At 47.4% G+C, this 21,760-nt stretch carries 20 protein-coding genes; 8 read left to right on the top strand and 12 right to left on the bottom strand.

The annotated features are described in order from the left end of the window. The first annotated feature begins 70 nt into the window (after window positions 1-70). Window positions 71-2,203, top strand: coding sequence for a TonB-dependent hemoglobin/transferrin/lactoferrin family receptor (locus AC6R10_RS15545; RefSeq protein ID WP_500672801.1), 2,133 nt, complete (start codon window positions 71-73; stop codon window positions 2,201-2,203). Between the two features lie 403 nt (window positions 2,204-2,606). Here the strand turns inward: AC6R10_RS15545 and AC6R10_RS15540 are convergent, their stop codons facing one another. From AC6R10_RS15540 to AC6R10_RS15530, 3 genes are all read right to left on the bottom strand, one after another. Continuing rightward, window positions 2,607-4,301 carry an SgrR family transcriptional regulator gene (locus tag AC6R10_RS15540; protein ID WP_500672800.1) on the bottom strand — a complete coding sequence of 565 codons (1,695 nt, stop codon included), beginning with the start codon at window positions 4,299-4,301 and terminating at the stop codon, window positions 2,607-2,609. A gap of 92 nt (window positions 4,302-4,393) precedes the next feature. Further along, entirely contained in the window at window positions 4,394-4,624 is a 231-nt protein-coding gene (locus tag AC6R10_RS15535; RefSeq protein WP_500672799.1) for a DUF3389 family protein, read from the bottom strand. Continuing rightward, complete coding sequence (locus tag AC6R10_RS15530) at window positions 4,614-5,057, bottom strand: hotdog fold thioesterase (RefSeq protein WP_500672798.1); 444 nt, start codon at window positions 5,055-5,057, stop codon at window positions 4,614-4,616. The genes AC6R10_RS15535 and AC6R10_RS15530 overlap by 11 nt, the downstream gene beginning before the upstream one ends. A gap of 147 nt (window positions 5,058-5,204) precedes the next feature. On the opposite strand from AC6R10_RS15530, the gene AC6R10_RS15525 reads away from it, so the two are divergent. Next, window positions 5,205-5,993 (top strand): M48 family metallopeptidase, encoded by a 789-nt coding sequence (locus tag AC6R10_RS15525; protein WP_500672797.1) that lies wholly within the window; start codon window positions 5,205-5,207, stop codon window positions 5,991-5,993. A gap of 97 nt (window positions 5,994-6,090) precedes the next feature. Here the strand turns inward: AC6R10_RS15525 and AC6R10_RS15520 are convergent, their stop codons facing one another. After that, window positions 6,091-7,173 (bottom strand): site-2 protease family protein, encoded by a 1,083-nt coding sequence (locus AC6R10_RS15520; RefSeq protein ID WP_500672796.1) that lies wholly within the window; start codon window positions 7,171-7,173, stop codon window positions 6,091-6,093. Window positions 7,174-7,366: 193 nt separating this feature from the next. Between AC6R10_RS15520 and AC6R10_RS15515 the strand changes: the two genes are divergently transcribed. After that, on the top strand, window positions 7,367-7,924 hold the full coding sequence (locus tag AC6R10_RS15515) for a PhnA domain-containing protein (RefSeq protein WP_334551864.1): 558 nt from the start codon (window positions 7,367-7,369) through the stop codon (window positions 7,922-7,924). Window positions 7,925-7,989: 65 nt separating this feature from the next. Here the strand turns inward: AC6R10_RS15515 and AC6R10_RS15510 are convergent, their stop codons facing one another. Together AC6R10_RS15510 and AC6R10_RS15505 are read right to left on the bottom strand one after the other, a co-directional pair. Then, complete coding sequence (locus AC6R10_RS15510) at window positions 7,990-8,181, bottom strand: hypothetical protein (RefSeq protein WP_487901509.1); 192 nt, start codon at window positions 8,179-8,181, stop codon at window positions 7,990-7,992. Between the two features lie 715 nt (window positions 8,182-8,896). Beyond that, the gene (locus AC6R10_RS15505) at window positions 8,897-10,618 is read right to left on the bottom strand and encodes a bifunctional metallophosphatase/5'-nucleotidase (protein ID WP_500672795.1); all 1,722 of its coding nucleotides are present in this window, start codon (window positions 10,616-10,618) and stop codon (window positions 8,897-8,899) included. 219 nt (window positions 10,619-10,837) lie between these two features. Here AC6R10_RS15505 and AC6R10_RS15500 point away from each other — a divergent pair, with 219 nt between their 5' ends. Beyond that, window positions 10,838-12,472, top strand: coding sequence for an ATP-dependent endonuclease (locus AC6R10_RS15500; RefSeq protein WP_500672794.1), 1,635 nt, complete (start codon window positions 10,838-10,840; stop codon window positions 12,470-12,472). A gap of 133 nt (window positions 12,473-12,605) precedes the next feature. Here the strand turns inward: AC6R10_RS15500 and AC6R10_RS15495 are convergent, their stop codons facing one another. The 3 genes from AC6R10_RS15495 to AC6R10_RS15485 form a co-directional block, all read right to left on the bottom strand. Then, window positions 12,606-13,103, bottom strand: a complete 498-nt coding sequence (locus AC6R10_RS15495) for a DUF1097 domain-containing protein (protein ID WP_500627167.1) — start codon at window positions 13,101-13,103, stop codon at window positions 12,606-12,608. Between the two features lie 220 nt (window positions 13,104-13,323). Further along, window positions 13,324-14,853: a hypothetical protein gene (locus AC6R10_RS15490; RefSeq protein WP_500672793.1), complete on the bottom strand. Its 1,530-nt coding sequence runs from the start codon at window positions 14,851-14,853 to the stop codon at window positions 13,324-13,326. Window positions 14,854-14,877: 24 nt separating this feature from the next. After that, the gene (locus AC6R10_RS15485) at window positions 14,878-15,426 is read right to left on the bottom strand and encodes a CBS domain-containing protein (protein ID WP_500672792.1); all 549 of its coding nucleotides are present in this window, start codon (window positions 15,424-15,426) and stop codon (window positions 14,878-14,880) included. Window positions 15,427-15,885: 459 nt separating this feature from the next. Here AC6R10_RS15485 and AC6R10_RS15480 point away from each other — a divergent pair, with 459 nt between their 5' ends. Continuing rightward, window positions 15,886-16,785: a LysR substrate-binding domain-containing protein gene (locus AC6R10_RS15480; protein WP_487901515.1), complete on the top strand. Its 900-nt coding sequence runs from the start codon at window positions 15,886-15,888 to the stop codon at window positions 16,783-16,785. 244 nt (window positions 16,786-17,029) lie between these two features. Further along, entirely contained in the window at window positions 17,030-18,490 is a 1,461-nt protein-coding gene (gene focA / locus AC6R10_RS15475) for a formate transporter FocA (protein WP_500672791.1), read from the top strand. A gap of 58 nt (window positions 18,491-18,548) precedes the next feature. Here focA and AC6R10_RS15470 read toward each other — a convergent pair whose 3' ends face one another. The 3 genes from AC6R10_RS15470 to AC6R10_RS15460 all read right to left on the bottom strand — a co-directional run bounded on the left by AC6R10_RS15470 (window position 18,549) and on the right by AC6R10_RS15460 (window position 20,084). Continuing rightward, on the bottom strand, window positions 18,549-19,118 hold the full coding sequence (locus AC6R10_RS15470) for a YceI family protein (protein ID WP_334551855.1): 570 nt from the start codon (window positions 19,116-19,118) through the stop codon (window positions 18,549-18,551). Then, window positions 19,115-19,672: a cytochrome b gene (locus AC6R10_RS15465; protein WP_500627163.1), complete on the bottom strand. Its 558-nt coding sequence runs from the start codon at window positions 19,670-19,672 to the stop codon at window positions 19,115-19,117. Before AC6R10_RS15465 ends, AC6R10_RS15470 begins: the two co-directional genes overlap by 4 nt. Before the next feature lie 163 nt (window positions 19,673-19,835). Beyond that, the gene (locus AC6R10_RS15460) at window positions 19,836-20,084 is read right to left on the bottom strand and encodes a DUF2164 domain-containing protein (protein WP_334551853.1); all 249 of its coding nucleotides are present in this window, start codon (window positions 20,082-20,084) and stop codon (window positions 19,836-19,838) included. Between the two features lie 101 nt (window positions 20,085-20,185). On the opposite strand from AC6R10_RS15460, the gene AC6R10_RS15455 reads away from it, so the two are divergent. After that, window positions 20,186-20,821, top strand: coding sequence for a hypothetical protein (locus AC6R10_RS15455; RefSeq protein WP_334551852.1), 636 nt, complete (start codon window positions 20,186-20,188; stop codon window positions 20,819-20,821). Window positions 20,822-20,905: 84 nt separating this feature from the next. Further along, the gene (locus AC6R10_RS15450; RefSeq protein ID WP_500672790.1) at window positions 20,906-21,694 is read left to right on the top strand and encodes a lipase family protein; all 789 of its coding nucleotides are present in this window, start codon (window positions 20,906-20,908) and stop codon (window positions 21,692-21,694) included. Window positions 21,695-21,760: the final 66 nt, after the last annotated feature.

Raw genomic sequence — 21,760 nt, 5'->3', positions numbered from 1 at the left:
GTAATTATCATTTAGATCCAATAAAATTCACGCCGTTCAACCAAACCTAATGGATTTAAGGTAATCATAAATGTATAAGAAATCACTATTGTCGGCTTCGATTGTTTTAGCCCTAACAACGAGTGCGTATGCACAAGAGTATGCCCTATTTGACGAAGTTGTGGTATCGGCAACGCGTACTGATCAACAGCTTAGTGATGTTGCTGCATCGGTTGCGGTGATCGATAACGACGAAATCGAAAGTAATATGACCACAGGTCTTGAGGATTTGTTCAAGTACACACCGGGTGTGAGTGTACAGACAAACTCTCGTCAAGGTGTGCAAGGCATCAACATTCGCGGCATGGAAGGAAACAGAATTCAAGTTTTGGTGGATGGCGTCAACCAAACCAACCAGTTTGCGCCAAGCGGTGGTCAGTCGTACAACTTTATCAACTCCTCACGTATTGATGTAGACACTGACCTGCTAAAATCGGTTGAAGTGGTTAAGGGGGCCGCCTCTTCCCTTTATGGCTCAGGCGCTATCGGTGGGATCGTCGCTTTTCAGACCATCGACCCGAGTGATTTACTGAAAGGTCGAAATTTTGGTGGCCATGCTAAGTTCAATTTCTCATCTTCTGACAATACGTTCAGTGAGTCGATTGCACTTGCCAACAAAACAGGCAATTTAGAAAGTCTCGTCGCCTACACGCGCAGGGATGGGAATGAAGTGGATAACTTTGGCGAGCCTGATGAGCAAGACACCACGGCCAACAGTCTATTGGTTAAGCTTCAATACCAAGCGTCAGATGATCACCGTTTCGAGTTTACGGGTAATATCTTGCACGATACGGTAGACACGCAGTTTATTAGCGACAGCTACAGTGATTACAACGGTGATGATACGACCGACAAGCAGCAGATCGGCATTAAACACATTTGGAATGCAGACGCGTCTATTGCAGACACGGTGACCTGGCAGTTGGATTGGTTGAGCAAAGAAGAAAATGGTGTGACCAATCGTACCTCAAATGGTGGAATGTACTTGCCGACGGCAGGTAACGTGCAGCGTAAAGATTACCTCTATTCGGACGAAGGCTTCCAGTTTGACGCGCAGTTTGATAAAGGATTTAACCTAGGTTCAACGGAGCACTTCCTCGTCTACGGACTGTCGTTTGCCGATAAAGATATCAAAAACATCAATAACGAATACAACTCGATTGATGATGACAAAACGATTTTCTACATTCCTTCTGCCTCTGAACGAAACTACGGCTTATTTATCGAAGATACGATCACCATTGGTCAACTTACGCTGACTCCAGGTGTCCGTTTTGACAGCTTTGAGACAAAACCTGGCGACAGCTCGGAAAACCCAAGTGAAAACCCAGCGTCTGATTACCAAAAGTTCTCCGACTCTGCTCTCACTGGACGTCTAGGTGCGGTGTATGCACTGAATAAGCAGCACAAACTCTTTGCTCAAGTGAGTCAAGGTTTTAGAGCCCCTGATTTCCAAGAGTTGTACTACTCCTATGGCAACCCTAATTATGGCTACATCAATAAACCTAACCCTGATCTTGAGGCAGAGAAGAGTGTCTCGTATGAGTTAGGCTGGCGCCACAACACAGAGAACTCAGCCACAGAGTTGGCCATGTTCTACAGTGACTACGACAACTTTATCTCTAGCGATACGGTCAGCGGTTCATTTACGCCAGCGGATCCTGCAGTTATTCAATACATCAACATTGATCAAGCAACCATCAAAGGTGTAGAGCTCTCAAACACATTCTATTGGGATGAGCTGTTGCCACTTAACGGGATCAGTACGCGTGTTGCCGCGGCTTACACCGAGGGTGAAGATGGAGAAGGTAAACCACTTAACGACGTGACACCATGGAACACTGTGGTTGGCCTCAATTACGACGCACCTGCTGGTACTTGGGGTAGCGCGTTGAGTGTCACCTATAACGCGGAGAAGAAAGCCAAAGACATCAACTCTGAAGGCTCAACTCGTGGAGATTACATCGGTATTGATGCCGCGACCATTGTCGACCTAACGGCTTACTACGTACCAATGAAAGATCTGACGCTACGCGCCGGACTCTTCAACGTAACGGACGAAGAGTATTACGAGTGGAATGATGTCAAAGGCTTTGTAGAAGAGGACAAAGATTTCACTCAACCGGGTCGTAACTGGGCAATCACGGCTAAGTACGAATTCTAAATATTGACGACGTCAAAAACAAAAAAGCTCCCTTTTAAATAAAGGGAGCTTTTTTTGGTTTCCAATAAAAGTGAATAAAAAAGGGTTGGAATCCATTAAGCGTTTGAGCTAGCCATCTCTTTCTTAACCATAAGCGCAGCAGCGACGATGAAAGCGACGATTAAACCTAGTTCCATTATGAACCTCGTTGATTTGTTGAAAATACCGAATTTAAACTTCGGTAATTCTAACACTTTACGTCGTCGTGCAAAGTTCAAATGTTCACTTTTTTGCCAGTTTTATCGACTCAGTTCAAAAAAGCTGCGCTATGATTTATTTTTGACACATAAATCCGTCTTATCTTTGAGATAACATATGCCTTTATTACAAATAATTAACATTGAGCAGTGAGTGCTTGAGACTATCACTGTCCGAGTTCTGGTTTCACCCATACTGAACTAAAATCAAACCAACCCAACGCGTTACACTGCGCATTTTGCAATGAACCGCATTGATCTTTACTCACTCCCAACCAACAGTGGAACATCGGAATTAACTGCATTCTTTCCACAAGAGACTGCCCTAGTGCTTTAGCGGGAAAAGGCCGGTTTTGATCACTTTGCCAATCCATCACAAGTTGCTGCCAATATTGAAAGTCATCTGACTGGCTCATCGCTTCAATATCGCTGTAGCTGAGTAACCAAGCAGCCAATGCATCATCACGATTGTTAGTGATGCCCATCGCTTTAACCCAGATATCCACATCGGCGAGATCAGGTGTCTCGTGCTCATAACGAATGAGGCGAACTGATACCTTGTCTTGTTTGAGAACACGCTCTATACACTTAACCAAAGTCGGAAACATCGGGTGTTGCGATTGGTAGGCAACCGTCACCTCTCGCTCTGTTGAGGGAGTTTCGACAGCGTCGGTTTTTATGTGGTGATACCAACCTGGCTTGAGTCCATGTGCCGGCAGAGCGCCCAACTCGACTAATTTCTCATCAGGAATTTGTTTAAATAAATTGAGCGTGGCTAGGCGGTCATGGAAATAGCTTGCCCATTGTGACTCTTTAGCTAGTCCCGTTTTACGATTGAAGAGCAAAAAGGTACAACCTGGGTCTAGCTCGACATTATCTGTGACACGCTCAATGCCAGTCGCAATTGGCTGTGAAAGGCTCGGAAAAATCATTGAAGAGAGCGCACGCTCAATCACCCATACTTCCACACGATCGAGTAAAGGTCGGTAGCCAAAATACCCATCGTGCGCTTGAAGTACCAGACGTTTGGCATCATTTTGAACCACTTTGAACGGTCCTGTACCAATGGGAAACGCGTCATAATCGTCTTGTTGGTCTCGCTCTGGCAACGTGATCTTCGCACTCGACTCTGCTAACAGAACAGGCAAATGGTAATCAGGCCTAGAAAGGTATACATCAATAGTGTTAGCGTAACGACACTCAACGCATTCGATATGAGAAAAGAGCGTGTTTTGGCTCAATCGGCGCAGAACGGACAAAATGTGCTCAATAGTAAGCAACTCTCCGTTGTGAAAGCGTACCCCGCTACGAATGTAAAAGCGCCAATGCTGCGGTGTCACCAACTCCCAATTGTGCGCAATATCCGGCTCGATACGCTCTTGATCGCCAATTTTAGTTAAACCGCTGAATATCTGCGTGATGATGTGCAGCTCTGAACGGCGAACCCTTTTAGCGGGATTGAGAGTGGATAAGGGCCGATAGTAGGGTAAGCGAATCACCTGCTCACCTTGCTGGTGGACCACGCCTAAGTAGCTTTCAATCACTTGAGCTAACTTAGCGGTATCTTGATCGAGCGCTTTGAGCGCTTGGCTGATTTTTCCCTCATCTAAATATCGGCGAGCTAGAGTTTCGCTGACGTCACTGCGGCTACGTTTGAACACCAACTGGGAGAGCTTGCCGCGCCCCGGTGCTGGGTGCCACTCAAGCCACCCCTCTTCTTCCATTTTATTCAGCACGATTCGCGCATTTCGCCGTGTGCAGAATAAGATCTCTGTGATCTCTTCTAGTTGGACACCACAATCTTTGCCTTGGTAGTGCTCAAATAAAGTTTCGAACTGGACGCGTAATCTTGGGCTACTCATAAAGGGGAAATTCGTTGGTTTTGGATTCCAAACTAGTTTCCTCATTTATGAGCTCACATGCAAGTTTTGATATCTCACCCCAATACCGAGTTCTATGATATTGCGATACCTAATTGATCGGCAACTTGGGTTAATTGATGGGCGTTATCGAGCGAGATTGACCAGCTAGCTTCAGACGCTCTTACCGCAATCACGTTACCGCCACCATAGATCATGACGGCGTCCGCTTGGGCTTGTAACGTGACTCTACCCGGCCCTGCTAACTTAATCACCACTTCATTGGGTGTCGCGATGATTTTCCCTAAACTGAACTCAATGAGCATGAGCTTTCGTTCCACGATGTTTCTTAACCGCGATGGTCAAGCGACTGGTGCACACCAGTCGTTGCCTTTCGTCGGTGATATCAATTTGCCACACTTGTGTAGAAACGCCCAAATGCACGGGTCTGGCTGTACCGATGACATGCCCTTCCCGCATCGCGCGAACGTGGTTGGCGTTAATATCAAGTCCAACACAATAGCTTTCGTTATCAACACAGAAGTTTGCGGCCAGTGAACCGAGTGTTTCTGCGAGCACCACTGAAGCGCCGCCATGAAGCATACCGAGTGGTTGGTGGGTAAAATGACACACGGGCATGGTGGCCGTTAGGGAGTCATCACCAAAATCGGTATAGACGATATTGAGATGCTCAATCAGAGTGTTTTTTGAGGTTTGATTAAGTTTTTCCAGATCGATCTCTTTTTTCCATATTTTCATTCTGTGATCCGTCGTAATAAAAAGCGTTGTCGCGCGGTTGGTGCGTAGGAAACAGAGTCGCGTTGTAGCATAATGAAGCGGAATAACTCAAGCGTCATTACTCACAATGCCGACGCTGGCACATTCGTTACCTAGATGGAGAACGTCATGCACATCACTTATAAGCGCGGCTTGTCGCTATCCTTAATCGCTGCAAGCCTCGCGTTGTCCGCCTGTAGCTCATCGCCGACGGGGCGATCACAGCTGATTTTATTTTCCGATCAAGATATGAGCTCGTTGGGTGCCCAGTCATTTGAACAGATGAAAAGCGAACAGCCGATCAGTACCGATGCCAAAACGAATGCGTACGTGCAGTGCGTTGCCAAAACCATTACGGCTCATGTGCCCAAGCAAGCGGGATTTGACGAGTGGGAAGTGGTGGTATTCGACAGTGACCAAGTCAACGCCTTCGCGCTCCCCGGAGGAAAAATCGGCGTGTACATCGGGTTGTTAAACGTCGCGGTCAATCAAGATCAGCTAGCAACGGTGATTGGCCATGAAATTGCTCACGTACTCGCCGATCACAGTAACGAGCGCTTGTCTCAATCTCAAATTGCCAATGCAGGCTTACAAATCACCAACATCGCGTTGGGCAGTTCAGAGTATCGCGACATGACGATGGCGGCACTTGGCGTTGGCGTTCAATATGGCGTGCTGTTGCCCTACGGGCGTACCCAAGAATCCGAGGCGGATATCGTTGGGTTAGAATTGATGGCCAAAGCCGGTTTTGACCCTAAGCAAAGCATCGCGCTGTGGCAAAATATGGCGAAAGCCTCCGGGGGCAATACGCCACCTGAGCTACTCTCGACCCACCCCTCTCACAGTACGCGTATCGACGATCTCAGCGCGAAAATGAAAACGCTGCCAGCGAGCAGCGTAAGCAAACCACAATGCTGAGTGTGCATACTCTACACAATGACCAACGGGAGCATGCTCCCGTTATTTCTACCTAGTTCATGCTGTAAGCGTGATAGCGCGGCACGTATCGGGTCAATTAGGTGCCCAGTATCAATAGAGGTAGGCGTAGCAACTCATCGCCCGTATTAGCAAAGAAGGCAATTATCGCGACCAACCCCGCTACCAAGCCCACATACCATATGGATGAAACAACTTGTCCATATCGGTCGAGCGGTAATAAATGGCTCGCATGGCGGCCACGCCACTCCAATACGATCTCAAGCATGCCCATGATGAGCAAGAAGCCAAACAAGGTCAGACCGAGCGAATAGCTAAGCAAGACCCCTGCCCCAGCTGCCGCACTGCACAGTACGATGCCAGCGACGCTGTTCATTGAGAAGCTGATGCTTTTTAGAACATGGCCGCCGTCGAGAGGCAGAATAGGCAGCAAATTAAACAAATTAAGCAGTGCATTAAACACCGCCAACCCCGCAAAGAAGGCTTCCCCTGTGAGCAGATAGACTAACGTCAACATTAATGAAAGGATGAAGCCAAACATTGGCCCCATGATTGAGATCACCACGTCTTGCCAGCGAGTGTTAATCTTTTCGTCGCTGAGAGCGAGTCCGCCGAGAAACGGCACTAAATAGATGCCTTTGGTTTTCATGCCAAAGTATTTCATTGCTTTGACGTGCCCATATTCATGAAAGATTAAGCAAGCCAGTAGTGCTAAGGCAAACTGAAACGAGAACAGCCATGAATAGGCGGCTAAACTGGCTGACGCCAGTACAACCTTAATCAGTTTGGCGCTCTTTAGTGCTTTCATACCTAAAGAGACTAAGCCGATCAGGCTAAATCGTCTTTCTGCCTTTGGTGGGCGCGTCGGCTGCTGACGTTCAATGTCTTTTTCCGTGCGTGTGGTGGTTGAATAGAGTTGATCGTTGAGTATCACTCTCACCTCAAGTGAAAACGGCTGCCACTGCAACGTCAATTCTACTTTGCAGTCTAAGCGCTCATCCCCTTTGAGTAACTCAAATTGGTGGCTTGATTCGTGTCCGTGCTCGGCATTGGCATCGAGTTGTGACACTAAGTGGTTGTCCCAATAGATCTGTTGCCAGCCTGCCATAGAGGCTTCGCCCCGCAGCGGCTTGCCTAGAAAGTCGATAGAAAAGAGTTCCAAGAGGGTTCCTTTGGTTATTTACGTGCAAAATTCACCCGCGAATTATGCCGACTCGACTACGTCAGGTAAAGCTCTTGAGTGACACTGTCACTAAACATATATCAATTGAACGATCGTTCACGCCCTTTATTTTTACCCGATAGTGTGCATAATAAGCCGCCTAGATTAAACACCCATCAAATGTGAGTCCTTTATGTCTTCAGAAGCTACTATGCTAGAACGTTGTGAATCTAAGTGTGAATTGTGCGCCAGTGACGCACCATTGACGGCGTATGCAGTGCCGCCTCACAGCCACGTGACCGTTGATCATGCGATTATGGTTTGCGACAAGTGTCTATCAGAAATTGATGAGCCAAAAGACATTAACCACTGGCGCTGCCTCAATGACAGCATGTGGAGTCAAGTTCCACCTGTGCAAGTGACCGCTTGGCGTCAGTTAACGCGCCTCAACAGCGAGAGCTGGGCACAAGATGCGCTAGACATGATGTACATGGAAGAAGATCAGAAAACGTGGGCGATGCAAGGTATGTCTGCTGATGACAAACCTCTTGATTGCAATGGCGTTGAGCTAAAGAAAGGTGACGACGTAACGGTAATCAAAGACCTTCCCGTAAAAGGCACCAACCAAGTCATTAAGCAAGGTACGGTTATCCGTGGTATCAGCATTGGTGACGATCCTAAGCTTGTTTCTGGTAAAGCAAACGGCGGTCAGTCGATGTACGTGATTGCTGAATTTACTCGTAAGAAGTAATGAGCCGTTAAGAAAGCAAAACGCCAGCTCGACGTGAGCTGGCGTTTTCGTATTAACGTTTGGTGTTAACGGTAGAGACCGATATCCTTTTGCATGTGACCTGACAGCTGATCCGCATAATACGCGCGTGGCTGGCTGTTGTCGGTAAATAGAATATCGAGTAAGTGAGCAATCAATCCTTTGAAAGAAACCGCGTAGGTTTTTTTGTCCATAGAGATAGTTGGGTTTAGTGTGCCCATTTGCATTGCTTGTGCCATGATTGCCTCTCTATAAATCTGTACGTTTTGTTGGGCTAATAATAGACAAACTTATGTTGGCCAAAAAATGACAAAATTTCCCTATTCAAATTAGATTTTCTAATAAAACAAGTCGTTAACAGAACAAAAACGGATTATGCATCAAAGGGGTTAAAAAGTGCGTAGAGTTCTCGTTAATGTGCATAGTTTTTCTACAGACATTTCTTCTCTCTTGCGCCGTTTACAAAACTTTTACACCTAGTCGTGCATAATTTTCGTCATCAACTTGTTGATATCCATCTTGTCGTCGTCTTGTTGCTACTGATGTGGCGTTTTTACTGTCTTAATCGCTGTGTGAGCGCTCGGTAGCGTCATTTACCACCAGATTGATAGAAATTTGCAGGTTAGAACCATAAATTATCGAATTGTTTGCCTTAAAGCCATAACAATTGCTAATGTTTATTTTCCGCGGCGGTGGTATGACGAATCCTCAAAAATGAAAAGAGCGCACGGTGAATGTGCGCTCTTATATGTTTAATGGGATCATCATGTCGGTGAGTATCGCTTTCAAATCGTGCCCATTGGTACGAAATACACCAATGCCGACCAAACGCTTATCCAACTGATCACCACGACGACATCAATCCAGTCTTTACGCCACATAATGTCTTACCTTTGAGTTCGCTTATCGTAAACCGTTTCGGTCTCTCTGCTGACATTAATGGCTTAGCATACTCTATGCCAATTTGGATTTTGACGTCCCTACGTGCTTGGCATTGAGGGTGTCGGGGCAGTCTTGGAGCATTTCGATAAAGCAATCGGCCATCGACATGGGGGTCACCACTCCCTCGCCAACCATGTTCAAGATGGCGTCGTAGCCTTCTTTCCCTTTCATGGTGTAAGCCGATGATGTGCCCACATAGGTTTGATTTTGTTCAACTTTCACCCATTGGTTGCCTGAGCTTCTCACCTCTAGCCGCGTGATTCGTTCACCGATGGGTGACGATTCATTGTAAGTAAAGCGCAAGTTGTACGTGTATGGGTAAGAGCCATCCCCTGTCCCTTCAACTCCATTGCTGAGCGCGTTGTTGATGGCGCCTTCTATCACGCGATAAAGATGCTGCCCCTCAATTTCATATACGCCAATAGGGACGGCAAAGGGCAAAAGTTTGCCAGCAATGTCTGCCACACTCACTTGGCCAATATTGAGTGAGTTTCTCACTCCTCCGGCATTGTGAATGGCAAAATCCACTGTCATACCGCGCTTGCGCATCGAATGGACAAAAGAGCGCGCGACGAGAGGCGCGAGTTCGCTCGGCCCTTGCGTATCAGGGATCCTCACATGGCGGAGATAGCGACCCGCATCCGCAATGTATGTGTTTTGTAGGCTGCGGACATGACAGCTGTATTGGCGCTCTAAAAGTTGATAGACCGTGGGATCTTTTTTGCAGACCACCGCTTGAGGATACGCATCAATAAAATGTCTCGCGGCTTGATAACGGCGTTCTGTATGCGCTTGACTTCGCGAAGCATCAATAAACAGTTGTCGGCCTAGTAATAGCTCATTTTTTCCGTTAAATACGATCACCTGTCCGTGATCATCAAACTCAATGTCACAATGACCCATGCTCAGTGCGTGATAGCCTGCTTGCACAACATAGGTATTGTTGACCTTCACTCCGTATTCATCGTCTTTAGCAAGTCCGAGCGCCGAGAAGTCGCCTTGCAGGCGATGGCTGTGACCGCCAATCACCAAGCCAATCCCATCGACATGATTGGCGATATCCAAGTCTGCGTCGTAGCCCATATGGCTAAGCAAAATAATATTGCGGATCCCCGCTTGATGGATGGCAGCCACGGTGGCCCGCGCGGTTTCAATGGTGGAGACAAACGGCGTATCAACATCTGGATTAGAGATGTCTTCCATCTTATCCAACGCTAGGGAGAAAATCGCCACTTTGCTCTGCCCGACGGTTCTCTCTATCCAACCAGCCGTACGTGTTTGGGATTGATAGGCGATAACCTTAGGGTTATCGGATAAACGCGTGGGTTTGTCTTGGCGCTCTTGACTCAGATCCCAGTTGCCTGCCAGCAGCGGAAACTCGATTCGCTGGGCAAACTGCGCGACGGGTAAGTTGCCCATATCAAGCTCATGATTGCCTAACGCCATGGCATCTATGCCTAGCGCATTGAGCATGGTGGCGTTTGCTTCCCCTTTAAACAGCGAAAAGTAAAGCGTGCCTTGAAAGCAATCTCCTGCGTGGAGAAAGAGGAAGGCATCACCGGCCTGTTGCGCCTCGTCTCTAAGCTGTTTTGCGCGAGTGGCGATGCGAGCAAAGCCCCCGGCGCTGACGTAAGGTGTGAGTGTGTCACCTTCCACGTTCAATGTGAGCTGTAACGAGGAGGGTTCAAAATAGGAATGGGTATCGTTAATGTGCGCTATACGTAATTTTGTCATGTTATAGTTTTTATCTGTCTTCTCTACTCTCTTTTCCCGTCATCCTAACGCAATCGGTATGACAGATTCATTATATTTCACACTTTTATTGAACATGCCATTTGATATACATCACTCAGTGTGACTTGTGCATAATTGCCTGTTTGTGAGGTAAATATCTGCTAAACCACACTTTTTCAATTATGCTTAAACTGTCTATAGCCAAAACGGAGTGACTCTATGAGATTAGAGCGAATCGAAATTTCTGGCTTTCGCGGTATCCGCCGCTTATCTATCGCATTTGATGAACTCACCACGCTGATTGGCGAAAACACCTGGGGTAAATCGTCACTGCTCGACGCACTGAGCGTTGCCTTGCCGTCTGAAGGCACACCGTATCAATTTGAAATGACGGACTTTCATGTTGATTACTCCATTGCTCATCCGCAAACCCAACACTTACAAATTGTGCTCAGCCTCATCGCGACGGATAAAAATGAAGTTCGCTCCGGGCGCTATCGTAAAATCAAACCGATCTGGATCACCGACGAGGAAGGTGTACAAAGGATTATCTACCGTTTAAGTGCTTCACGCGACGGGCATTCCATCTCGACCCGCTATGCTTTTCTCAACGATCAAGGGGATCCTTTGCCGTTACCCCACTCAGAGAAGCTCGCTCAGGAGTTGATGTCGCTTCACCCCGTAATTCGGTTAAAAGACTCGCGCCGATTTGAACGCCCTTTCACCAACGGTAACGGCGTCAACGAACGATCAGAGAAACGTATTGATAACACTTGCCGCCGTTTGATGGCCATCCCTGGTCATGTCAACAAAGGCGAAATGCGCAGTAGCCTCAACTCGATGAACGTGTTGGTCGATCACTATTTCTCCTTTAAATCCAGCAGTCGTAAGAATCCGCGGAAGCAGCGTGACGGCATCTTCTTTAACGCTCCAAGCAGCAACAAGAGCATTACGCAGGTCGTCGCGGAAACGCACAATAAGCAGACGCGGTTGCTGTTTATGACACTCCTCAACGCTTATTTACAGGCTAAAGGGCCAAACAAACTTCGTCGCTGCGCACGTCCTCTGCTGATCATTGAAGATCCCGAAGGTCGCTTACACCCCACCCACTTAGCTCGTGCGTGGGGGCTGTTGCAGTTGCTGCCTATGCAAAAGATTCTCACGACCAACAGTGGAGAACTACTTGGTCAAGTGCCAATGCGCAGTCTTCGACGTCTAGTGCGCCAATCCGATAAAACCATCACCTACTACTTGCCAGAACAACGTTTTAGCCGCGATGAGCTTCGACGGATTGGTTTCCACATTCGCTTTCACCGCTCCGGAGCGCTGTTTGCACGTTGTTGGTTGTTGGTGGAGGGAGAAACAGAAGTGTGGCTGTTTAATGAACTGGCCAATCAATGCGGCTATAACCTCGCCGCAGAGGGCGTACAAATCATCGAGTTTGCGCAATCAGGGCTGAAATCTCTGATCAAAGTCGCTAAAGCCTTTGGTATCGATTGGCATGTGGTGACCGATGGCGATGCAGCTGGCAAAAAGTACGCGGCGGCGGTAAAAGCGCAATTGGGGCATGATCAGCAAAGACATCGTCTCACCGAGCTGCCCGATCGAGACATCGAACACTATCTTTACAACAACGGTTTTGAATCTTTCTTCAAGGAAAAAATCAAGGTGCCTTTGGATCATCCTATTCCCGCGAAAAAGGTGGTCGCGAGGGTGCTGAAGAAATACGCCAAACCCGACTTAGCACTCGCACTGGTCCACCATTGTGAAGAGCAAGGCGTCGAGTGCATTCCAATACTGCTTAGATGGACATTAAAGCGCGTGATTACGATGGCGAACGGCAACACGCCCTAAGGTTATAAATCGGCATGACCAACAAACGAAAAAACGGCAAATCACAAAGAGATGCCGTTGTATCAAAAGGCTCACTCATTCAGGTTGAGAGTGCGAAGAAGATACTCAATCGGGGGGAAGTAGAAATAACGCACTACTGGCTCACAGCTTGGCTGCTTCTCGCTGACGCGGATTTGCCATTGGATTGAGACTTTTGTTGCAACCATAGGCCAGACGCTTTCATCGCATAACCAAACACGCCGCCCAACATCAGCGATGGAACAATCAGTTGCCAATCACCATTTGCGGCAAACGTCGCGCACGAACCGATGAATGTACCTGGGATATAAGCCAGCCAGGACTGTTTCGCTTGAATACACATGAAAAAAGCGACAATCGCAGTAATGACATAGCCAAGTATTTCTAGCGAAGCAAACTGGCTAGCGTGAATGATCACCATTGCCCAAAACACACCGCTTAGGTTGGTGACTAAGCTTTGTGCTAAGCCTTTTAAGCCTGAAGTCGGAGAAGCAAAGTAACTGGTGCAGCCTAGAAATCCTGCCCAGGTCAGCAAACCGAGTGAGATGGCAATCCAGCCCCACAGGCCGGAAAGTAAGCCGGTGGTCAGCGATATCGCGAGTAATGTCGTCATAATGCCTCACAGAGAAAATCGGTAGCGTTAGAAATTGCCGCCATCATATCGCTATGCTCAGCCTTATTAAGTTACATTGATCACACTATTGCGCAACACAAATTCATTCGTTACATTAATTAGTGACGCAATCGATATTTAAACAGATTTAGTAAACAGAAAGCAAAAATGGCCAAACGTAATGCTTGGCCATTTTTTGTATCGACAAATGACGTGGGGGCTAGATCAACATAGTCGAGTAAACCACACCAGCAAGTCCCAAGGTGGCTAACACGCCAACCACTTTTTCTGTCATCACGCCCTCACGTTCCGCCGCTTTGCCGAACATACCGAAGACGAGTGGATGGACTAAGAAAGTCATCGCGAAAGTGAAGGTGATCAAGCTGGCCGCTGCACTACCAAACATGCCCTCTTGCACCGCAGCGAATAGACCAAAGTGAGATAAGCCTGAAGACGCTGCCATTGATGCATGTTCCAACGACATTCCCGCCAAACTCAGAAGGGTAAAGCTACCGAAGACTGCCATAATTTGCCAACCTAGGGAAAATAGCATCAACCCTTTCACCTCTTTTGCCTCGCTACCATCGGCATTGCGTAGATTTTTCAGTGCAAGGAAAACAAATGCTCCCCCGACTAAAATCAGCGGCAATGTCCATTGTACGAGCAGTGCACCACTCTCAGCACTCGCCGCAAGAATCGTAAACACAAAGATATGACCTGCAAACGGAATGTTGATCATGATAGGCGCTCTTGATGCCGCAGTGCGACCGAAATCCCCTGCTGTACATGCCCCTGTTAGCCCTGAGTGAGACAAGCCACCTGCCATACCCGGTGCCAAGTTTCTCAGATGGTTAGCACGACCAACAAAGATCAACAGCGCTAATCCACCAAACATCCAGAACACTTGTCCTGCAAAACCGTAAACGATCACGCTCGATAGACCCGGAATTGCGAACGCTTCAAGCATGTGCGAACCGCCGACCAAGAAGCTTCCGGCCAATACAAGTGGAATACCAGCGAACAACAGTGAGTTCATGGTTGGCCCTAACTTCCACTTTGGCAACATAGCACCAAGGCCCGATGATAAAATCATCGCAAAGAAAATCTGAGGTAGACCGATGTAGGCTTGCACGATATTAGACAGCATCAACGAAAACTTCAGTACCAGTACAATCGCAACGGCTTCCACCACCCCCTTGCGAATGTAAGACTGTTTACAGGCGAAAATCGCTTTGCTATCCACTAGGATGAACGCGATCGCTAGGCTGATGTAAGCCAGCAGCAAGTAAGAATCGCCCAATTGATAATGGCTCGCGCGCCCAGACAGCAGCGCGTCCGCCATATCGATACCGAGCAATAATAAAAACGCACGCACAATAAACATGAACTGAGTAGTGTTCGTTCCCAGTACCATTTCTTTGTTCGACGGCGTGAAGTAACTGTCGTCCGACATCTCGTGTTTTGACAACAAACGCTTAATCTCTTGTCCTCCAACGAAGAAAGAGGCAATCAAAGCGATGACGGTGGTTTGACTCATCATCACGACCACAGGAAAGTCGGTTAATCCCGGCTGAGCCATACCACTTTGAACCAACAAGGATCCAAGGCCTAAACCAAACACGACGATCACCAATAGTGAAGAGTACTTGGTACCCGCAACAATTGTGCGAGCGACCAGTACCATGATCGAAAGAGCGACAAACGCCAACACGTAATGATTAAACGCCGCTAGATGGGAAAACTGTTCCATTATAACTCCAACTATAAACTCGAATTAAGCGACACTGGTGTCTGCTTGAGGTGTGCTGACAGGCGACGTCGCCGTTGGCGCTTCTTTAAATAAGGTGCGCAGTGCACGCAGCACTTCTGTACGCGAAACCACACCCACGTACTTGCCATCATTAAGAACGGGCAGAATTTGTGGGCGATTCACCTTGATGCTTTTGACGCGCTCTTCCAAAGAGAGTGTGCTCAAACGTGTGGCAATACCCATCGCAGTTGTTGGATAAATCTGGTCTTTATCAAGCGCGAGAAACTCCATCACATCAGTGAGGCGCTCTTCAAAGCCAATTGTGACCACATCGGTTTTCATCAATTGACCAATCGTTACTTGAGTGTCGGGGATGTAATCCTGACACCACATTTCAGTCATTACGTCATGTGCCGAAAAGAAGCCAACTAACTTACCCTGCTCATCGCAAACGGCAGCACCGTTGGTGTTGTGTTGTAAAAACTGGTCGATCGCCGCGTAAAGGGGCGTATCTTGACGTAATACTGGTGCGTTCGAATTGACAATGTCGCTTACGGTTAACAATGCACTCATAACATTCTCCTAAAAAATAGCGGTCGGCATCCCATGCCAATCCAACAAAAATTCAATAACTCAGCAGCCCATACCTCACTGCTGGACGCCATGTTACAAAGTGCAATTGTATTAGTAAATTTGATTTTATTTATTTTTAGATTCAATTTTATTGATATGAAATAAAATTTAGGCTTTTCGTTATAGCAAGAGAAGGGTTATCAATCGGATTGATAGGGTGTTTCAGACTGACGAAGCCACAACGATCATCAATGGGAGCTTGATCTCGAAGCGCTGGGCTAACACTCTGATAGTATAGTATTCAAGAGCTGAAACACTGACTATGACAGAGCAGGAATAAATTGAAAAATTGATTTATTTTCATTTCTGAATCAGATTTTCTGATATACAATCTTACCCAATTTTGAGCGACTACGCCTCAATTATGCTTTGCCTGAATAGAAACAAAGAGGAGAAACGGTGCGGTATTCTTTGAAACAACTCGCGGTATTTGATGCCGTGGCCGAACTGGGTAGCGTCAGCCAAGCCGCTGATAAACTGGCCATTACCCAATCCGCTGCGAGTATGTCCTTGAGCCAGTTGGAAAAGCTCCTCGGCAGAGAGCTGTTTATTCGTCAGGGTAAATACATGCGCCTTAGCCACTGGGGCAACTGGCTAAGACCGAGAGCAAAAAGGCTCCTGCAGGATGCAGAACAGATCGAAATCGGTTTCTATGACCAACATTTGTTCAGTGGCAATATCAATATTGGTGCTAGCCAAACTCCCGCGGAGCACCTCGTCCCCGAGCTAATTAGTACCATTGATAATGATTTTCCAGAGATCCGCACCGCTTTGGATGTCAAAAGTACCAATCAGGTCATCCAAGGCGTACTCGATTATAAATATGACCTCGGCATTATCGAAGGTCGATGTGACGATAACCGTACACATCAAGAAGAGTGGTTCCGAGATCACCTCGTTGTGATCAGTTCAGCGCATCACCCATACGCCAAAAACGAACGCGTCAGTTTGGCGCAATTAGAGCAAGCCCAATGGGTGCTGCGTGAAGGCGGCGCCGGTACTCGCTCTGTGTTTGAAGGGGCGATGTTGCCGTTGATCCCTGACCTTGACGTATGGCGTGAATACGCGCACATTCCGGTCATTCGTCGGCTTGTCGCCAATGGTAAATACCTGTCATGTCTCCCCTACCTCGATGTCGCACCCTATATTGAACGCGGTGAACTTGCCGCGCTGAACGTACCGGAGCTGAAAATGAATCGAGCGATTTCATTTATCTGGCGTGCAGACATGGAAGATCACCCGTTATTGGATTGTATTAAGCGCGAAGCGCATCGGATGATTAAAAACCACAAATTCTGAGCTCCAATAACCAGCGCAAAGCCCTCTTTTGGAGGGTTTTGTTTTACCCCTTCTCCCTATCAATGCTTCTGATACTCTTTTCGCCCCCTCCCTTAATCGCTATTTTATTTATCTATATCAATTTAATTGATGGCAATTAAAACATTAATCAATTTTATCTTTACTGAATCTTTGCCTACCCTACAATGAATCCACAAGGACAATAGGATGCATAGTCTGCATTGAAAGGAGTTTGGGGGGAGCGATGACACAAACACACAACGAGAAGGTCTCTTTTTCACCCGCCGAGATGATGGCGGAAGCGGAAAAGTTTGCTTTCAGTAAAGCCAACAAAACCAGCACGATGACACTGAGCCTCGCGATCATGGCTGGTGCATTTATCGGTTTAGCGTTCGTCTTCTATATTACGGTGACCACCGATAATGCCGGAGCCGGTTGGGGATTGAGTCGCTTAGTCGGCGGTTTGGCATTCAGTATGGGACTAATTTTGATCGTCATTTGTGGCGGCGAACTCTTTACCAGCTCGGTGTTGTCGAGCATTTCCTGGGCGAACCGACAAATCAGTGCCACCAAGATGCTGTCAATTTGGGGTAAGGTTTACTTGGGTAACTTTATCGGTGCCTCACTGCTGCTGATTATTGTATTTTTTGCAGGCTTGTACGGCTTAGATCAAGGCCAGTGGGGACTAAATGCGCTGAACATCGCGCAGCATAAACTGCATCACACGCCCGTTCAGGCATTTGCACTGGGCGTTTTGTGTAATCTTCTCGTGTGTTTGGCCATATGGTTGACCTTTAGCAGTGCCAATACCATGACGAAAGCTGCCATGACGGTGATGCCGGTGGCAATGTTTGTGTCCAGCGGCTTTGAGCACTGTGTGGCTAATATGTTTATGGTGCCACTTGGCATCGCCATCCACAGCTTTGCTCCAGAGCCTTTTTGGTCGCAAATCGGTGTGCCTGCTTCGCAGTTTTACGACTTGACGGTCGGCCATTTCATCACAGCAAACTTAATCCCAGTCACACTCGGCAACATAGTGGGGGGCGCCGTGTTGGTAGGTTTAGCAAACTGGTCTATTTATCGTCGGCCTCAGCTTAAAGCGGCGGACAGTCAGGCGATCACTCAACCCGAAAAAATCAGCGCCCACACCCTTTATCGCGGCGAAGACACCGTAACTATCGGGACAATTATGGACACGCATCCGGTTCAGTTCGTTGCTAACACTCCGATCGGCAAAGCCATTGATACGCTACTTGAGCAGCACATCGACGGCGCACCTGTGGTCAATACTCAGAATGAATTGATCGGATTCTTTTCGATTCACGACGCCATGATTGAGGTGTGGAGCCATCCGCACCCTACTCAAATGGAACAAAGCGTCGTGACGGTGATGAACGATGAGATCAGCGCGGTGTCGGTAAGCGATACCTTGCTTGATGTATTAGAATACTTTTGCCTCGACAAAGCGGCGCTGTTTCCGACATCGAGCATGGGGTATGCAACGCAACTCAACTCTGCGTCACTGACCGCACGTGCAAAACATTCGCCCCCTAATCGCCCGTCAGTTTTGCCGGTACTGGCCGACGGCCGTCTTGTTGGCGTGGTGACCCGAGCACAAGTTCTTCGTGCCTTACAACAAACGACTAAACTTGAGTCAAAATCACCCTACGAGACTGATTCGCAAGACGGAAAGCGTCTTGCATAAATCATAGAAACAATAAAGCCCTCCGATTGGAGGGCTATGTCATTCCATCTAGAAATGATTACTTCTTAACGCCTTCGACATGCAGTTCCATATCGACGTAGCTTGATGCGCCCATCACCGCGATATCAAAATCAGCAAGCTCTAGTCGTGTTGTACCCACGAATCCTGCGCGCTCACCACCCCATGGGTCTTGGCCTGCGCCAACAAATTCAGCGTCGATCGTAATCGGTTTAGTGACACCATGTAGGTTCAAGTCGCCCTTCACTTCTAGCATGCCGTCCCCTTTATCGACAACGCTGGTGCTCGTAAAGGTTGCGGTTGAGAATTTTGAGGCATCAATGAAATCAGCGCTACGAATGTGCTTATCACGTTCAGCGTGATTTGAGTCGAGGCTGCGAGTGTCCACATTCACGGTCACTTTCGACGCTTCAACATTACTAGGATCGTAAGAGAACTCGCCATCAAAGGTGTTAAAACGACCCTTAATGAAGCTGTATCCTAAATGGCTAACTTTAAAGTTGACCGATGCGTGTGCACCTTTGGTGTCAATTACGTAATCCGCCGCGCTTGCGCCTAATGGCAGTACCATTGCCATAGCTAGTCCGGTAGCAAGTAACGTCTTTTTCATTTTGAAGCTCCTATCATTTTGCGTAGCGTGTTGTCTTTGTTAATAAAGTGGTGTTTTAGTGCTGCCAGTGCATGCACAGCGGCTAATAAGATTAACGCCCAAGCAGCGTAAAAGTGTATTTGCCCTGCGGTATCGGCTTGACCTTCAAAGAAAGCGCCCATACCAGGCACGGTGAACCAACCGAAGACTTCGATACCTCGCCCATCTTCCGTTGAAATAAGATATCCCGACACAAACAACGTCAGAAGTAGTGCGTACATGGCTAGGTGCGCCAACTTTGCGCCTAGGACTTCAATCTTTGCACCTTCGACTTGTGGTGACGCTGTCACATTTTTCCAGACAAATCGGAATAGAGTGACAAGGGCTAATAAAATACCCACTGATTTGTGCCAATGCGGTGCGGTTTTGTACCATTCACTGTAGTAGCTCAGATCAACCATCCATAGCCCCACCGCAAACATACCAATCACAACCAGTGCCGACACCCAATGGATGGCTCGCGCGACGCCGTTGTAGTTCTTTACCCTATGCGGATGATTTTGGCTGCTGTTCATTTGTATACTTCCAACTTTGGTTGACGCCCAAGCAAAAAAGTTATGGTTGAGCACGTTTTTATAATCAATTGCGTTGTGAATGATTATCGGACAGGTTCGCAAACTTGGAAATGTCGTCGCATTGATGAAGTCATTCAAAAAATTTGAAGGAACTTATCCCTGATTACTTAGGCTCCCACTGTTCTAGCTCGTATATTTCATCCGCAACATCCATCACTTTACGTTCAAACACCGCTTGGGCATCACTTAACCCCTTGTTATAAAAGGTGGCAGAAAACTGTTTAATCACAAAGTCAGTGAGAAATTCGGCATCAAATTGGCCAATTTCTACCTCCAACTCATCGTGCAAATAGTCTTGGAGTGACTGCGCCATCGCGTGTTTTTGTTGTGATGTAAATTCAATCTTAGACATAAACCCCTCATTTTCCCTGAATTTTAGCCAATTAAATGTAACTTAATTTAAAAGTGGCGTGTTACTCTAATTTGGCGAGTTTGAGTAATGGAGAACCCACCTTGCTACTGGATGTGCTAATTCAAAGCGTGAACGAGTTTCAAGCCGACTGTATGGCCCTATGTGAAAAGCACTACCCGACCATTCATAATAAAGGCATGAGTGAGCACCATTTGGGCTTGGCGTTTGCGCGGCGTCTTTCTCGCACACTCACCGAGTTTGGCCACGCGTGTGATTACACTGCCCAAGAATGCCTGACCCACAAAGAGATGCCTCACCACTATCGAGTGAGCTCTGAGCTGGGCACTGTTTGGATTATGACGTCTCATCTGGTCAGCGCAGGTTCCACCCACCGTAAGAAGTTATTTAAGTCCATCGCTCTATGGCACGCCGAATACAGTTACGCTATTCAGCCCAACGACCTTGTGCTCCTGCTGTCTGACCATTGGATCACTCGCAGTAAACAGAGCCGCGAGTTGTTACACTGGTGGACGGGGCAACTGCCTGACCAGTTAGACGATTACCGTATTCAAGGGGTGAGCTTATATGAGAGCGACTCACAATTAGCGGCGACACTAGAAGAGCAATTTGGCATGAGTCCTTACTACGTTAAGTTCACCCATCCACTGCGTCGCTCAACGGATCAGCAACTCGTGCGCAAGTATTTGCATTTATATTCAGTTATTCAGCTTAGTTAATCCCTCCCCCGCTCCGCCACTGTCACAGAAGCGTCACTCTGCGCGCGCATACTAAAGCGATCCCCTCACTGATTTAATGACTCGATGAAAAAACTGAAGCGTTATCAGTATGAACGCTACGCGGTGCTGTGTAATCTTGCTTATCAACGCGTCCTAAAACAGACACGCTATGGCTTTGCCCCAAACGGCCAGCGCGTTATTCATAACCGTTTTGGTAAACCTATGATTCGTGTGCTGTGGAGCCACGATAAAGACGAAGTCATTGTGGTGATCAAAGGCTCCCACAATGTTTGGGATTGGCTACTTAACCTTAAACTTTGGCACAAAAGCTGCGCGCCTTTCCAATTACCCTATGCGATTCACGCCGGCTACTTCGACTTACTCAATCAAGAAAGCACGCCAAGTCATAAGAGCGACACTCTAGGTATGAGTGTGTTCGACAAATTGCTCTCGATACTCGTGCCATTGATAGAACAGGGTAAACGAATCACGGTAACGGGGCACTCATCCGGCGGCGCTATCGGCTTAGTCATTGCTGACCGTCTTGAACGTTGCCATCCTAAGGTTATCAAACGAATCGTAACCTTTGGTCAGCCATCGGTCGGTGGTTATCGCTTCTATCGACACTACTTGCTAGTGCACAAAACCTATCGCGTCTGCTGCGATCTCGACATCGTCACCTTCCTGCCCCCTATTCCTTTCTACTATATGCACGTTGGAAAAATGCTGTGGCTCTACAATGGTCGTATTTACGAAAACACACCAAATTGGTTACGCTTTGGTCGCAGTGTTGTGTCCTGGCTTATCCGTCCGTTTTCCTATCATTTGATGTCTAAATACATACGCAATAAAGATTTTTTTGATGAGCGTTGATGAGACTTCTATCTGAAAATGGATATTTATTCATTTTTAAAACAAAGAAAACTTGGCGCAACTTTA

This window comes from Vibrio sp. R12-SG2-ISO1 (assembly GCF_059834045.1).
This window is presented reverse-complemented; position numbering and strand designations above follow the sequence as displayed.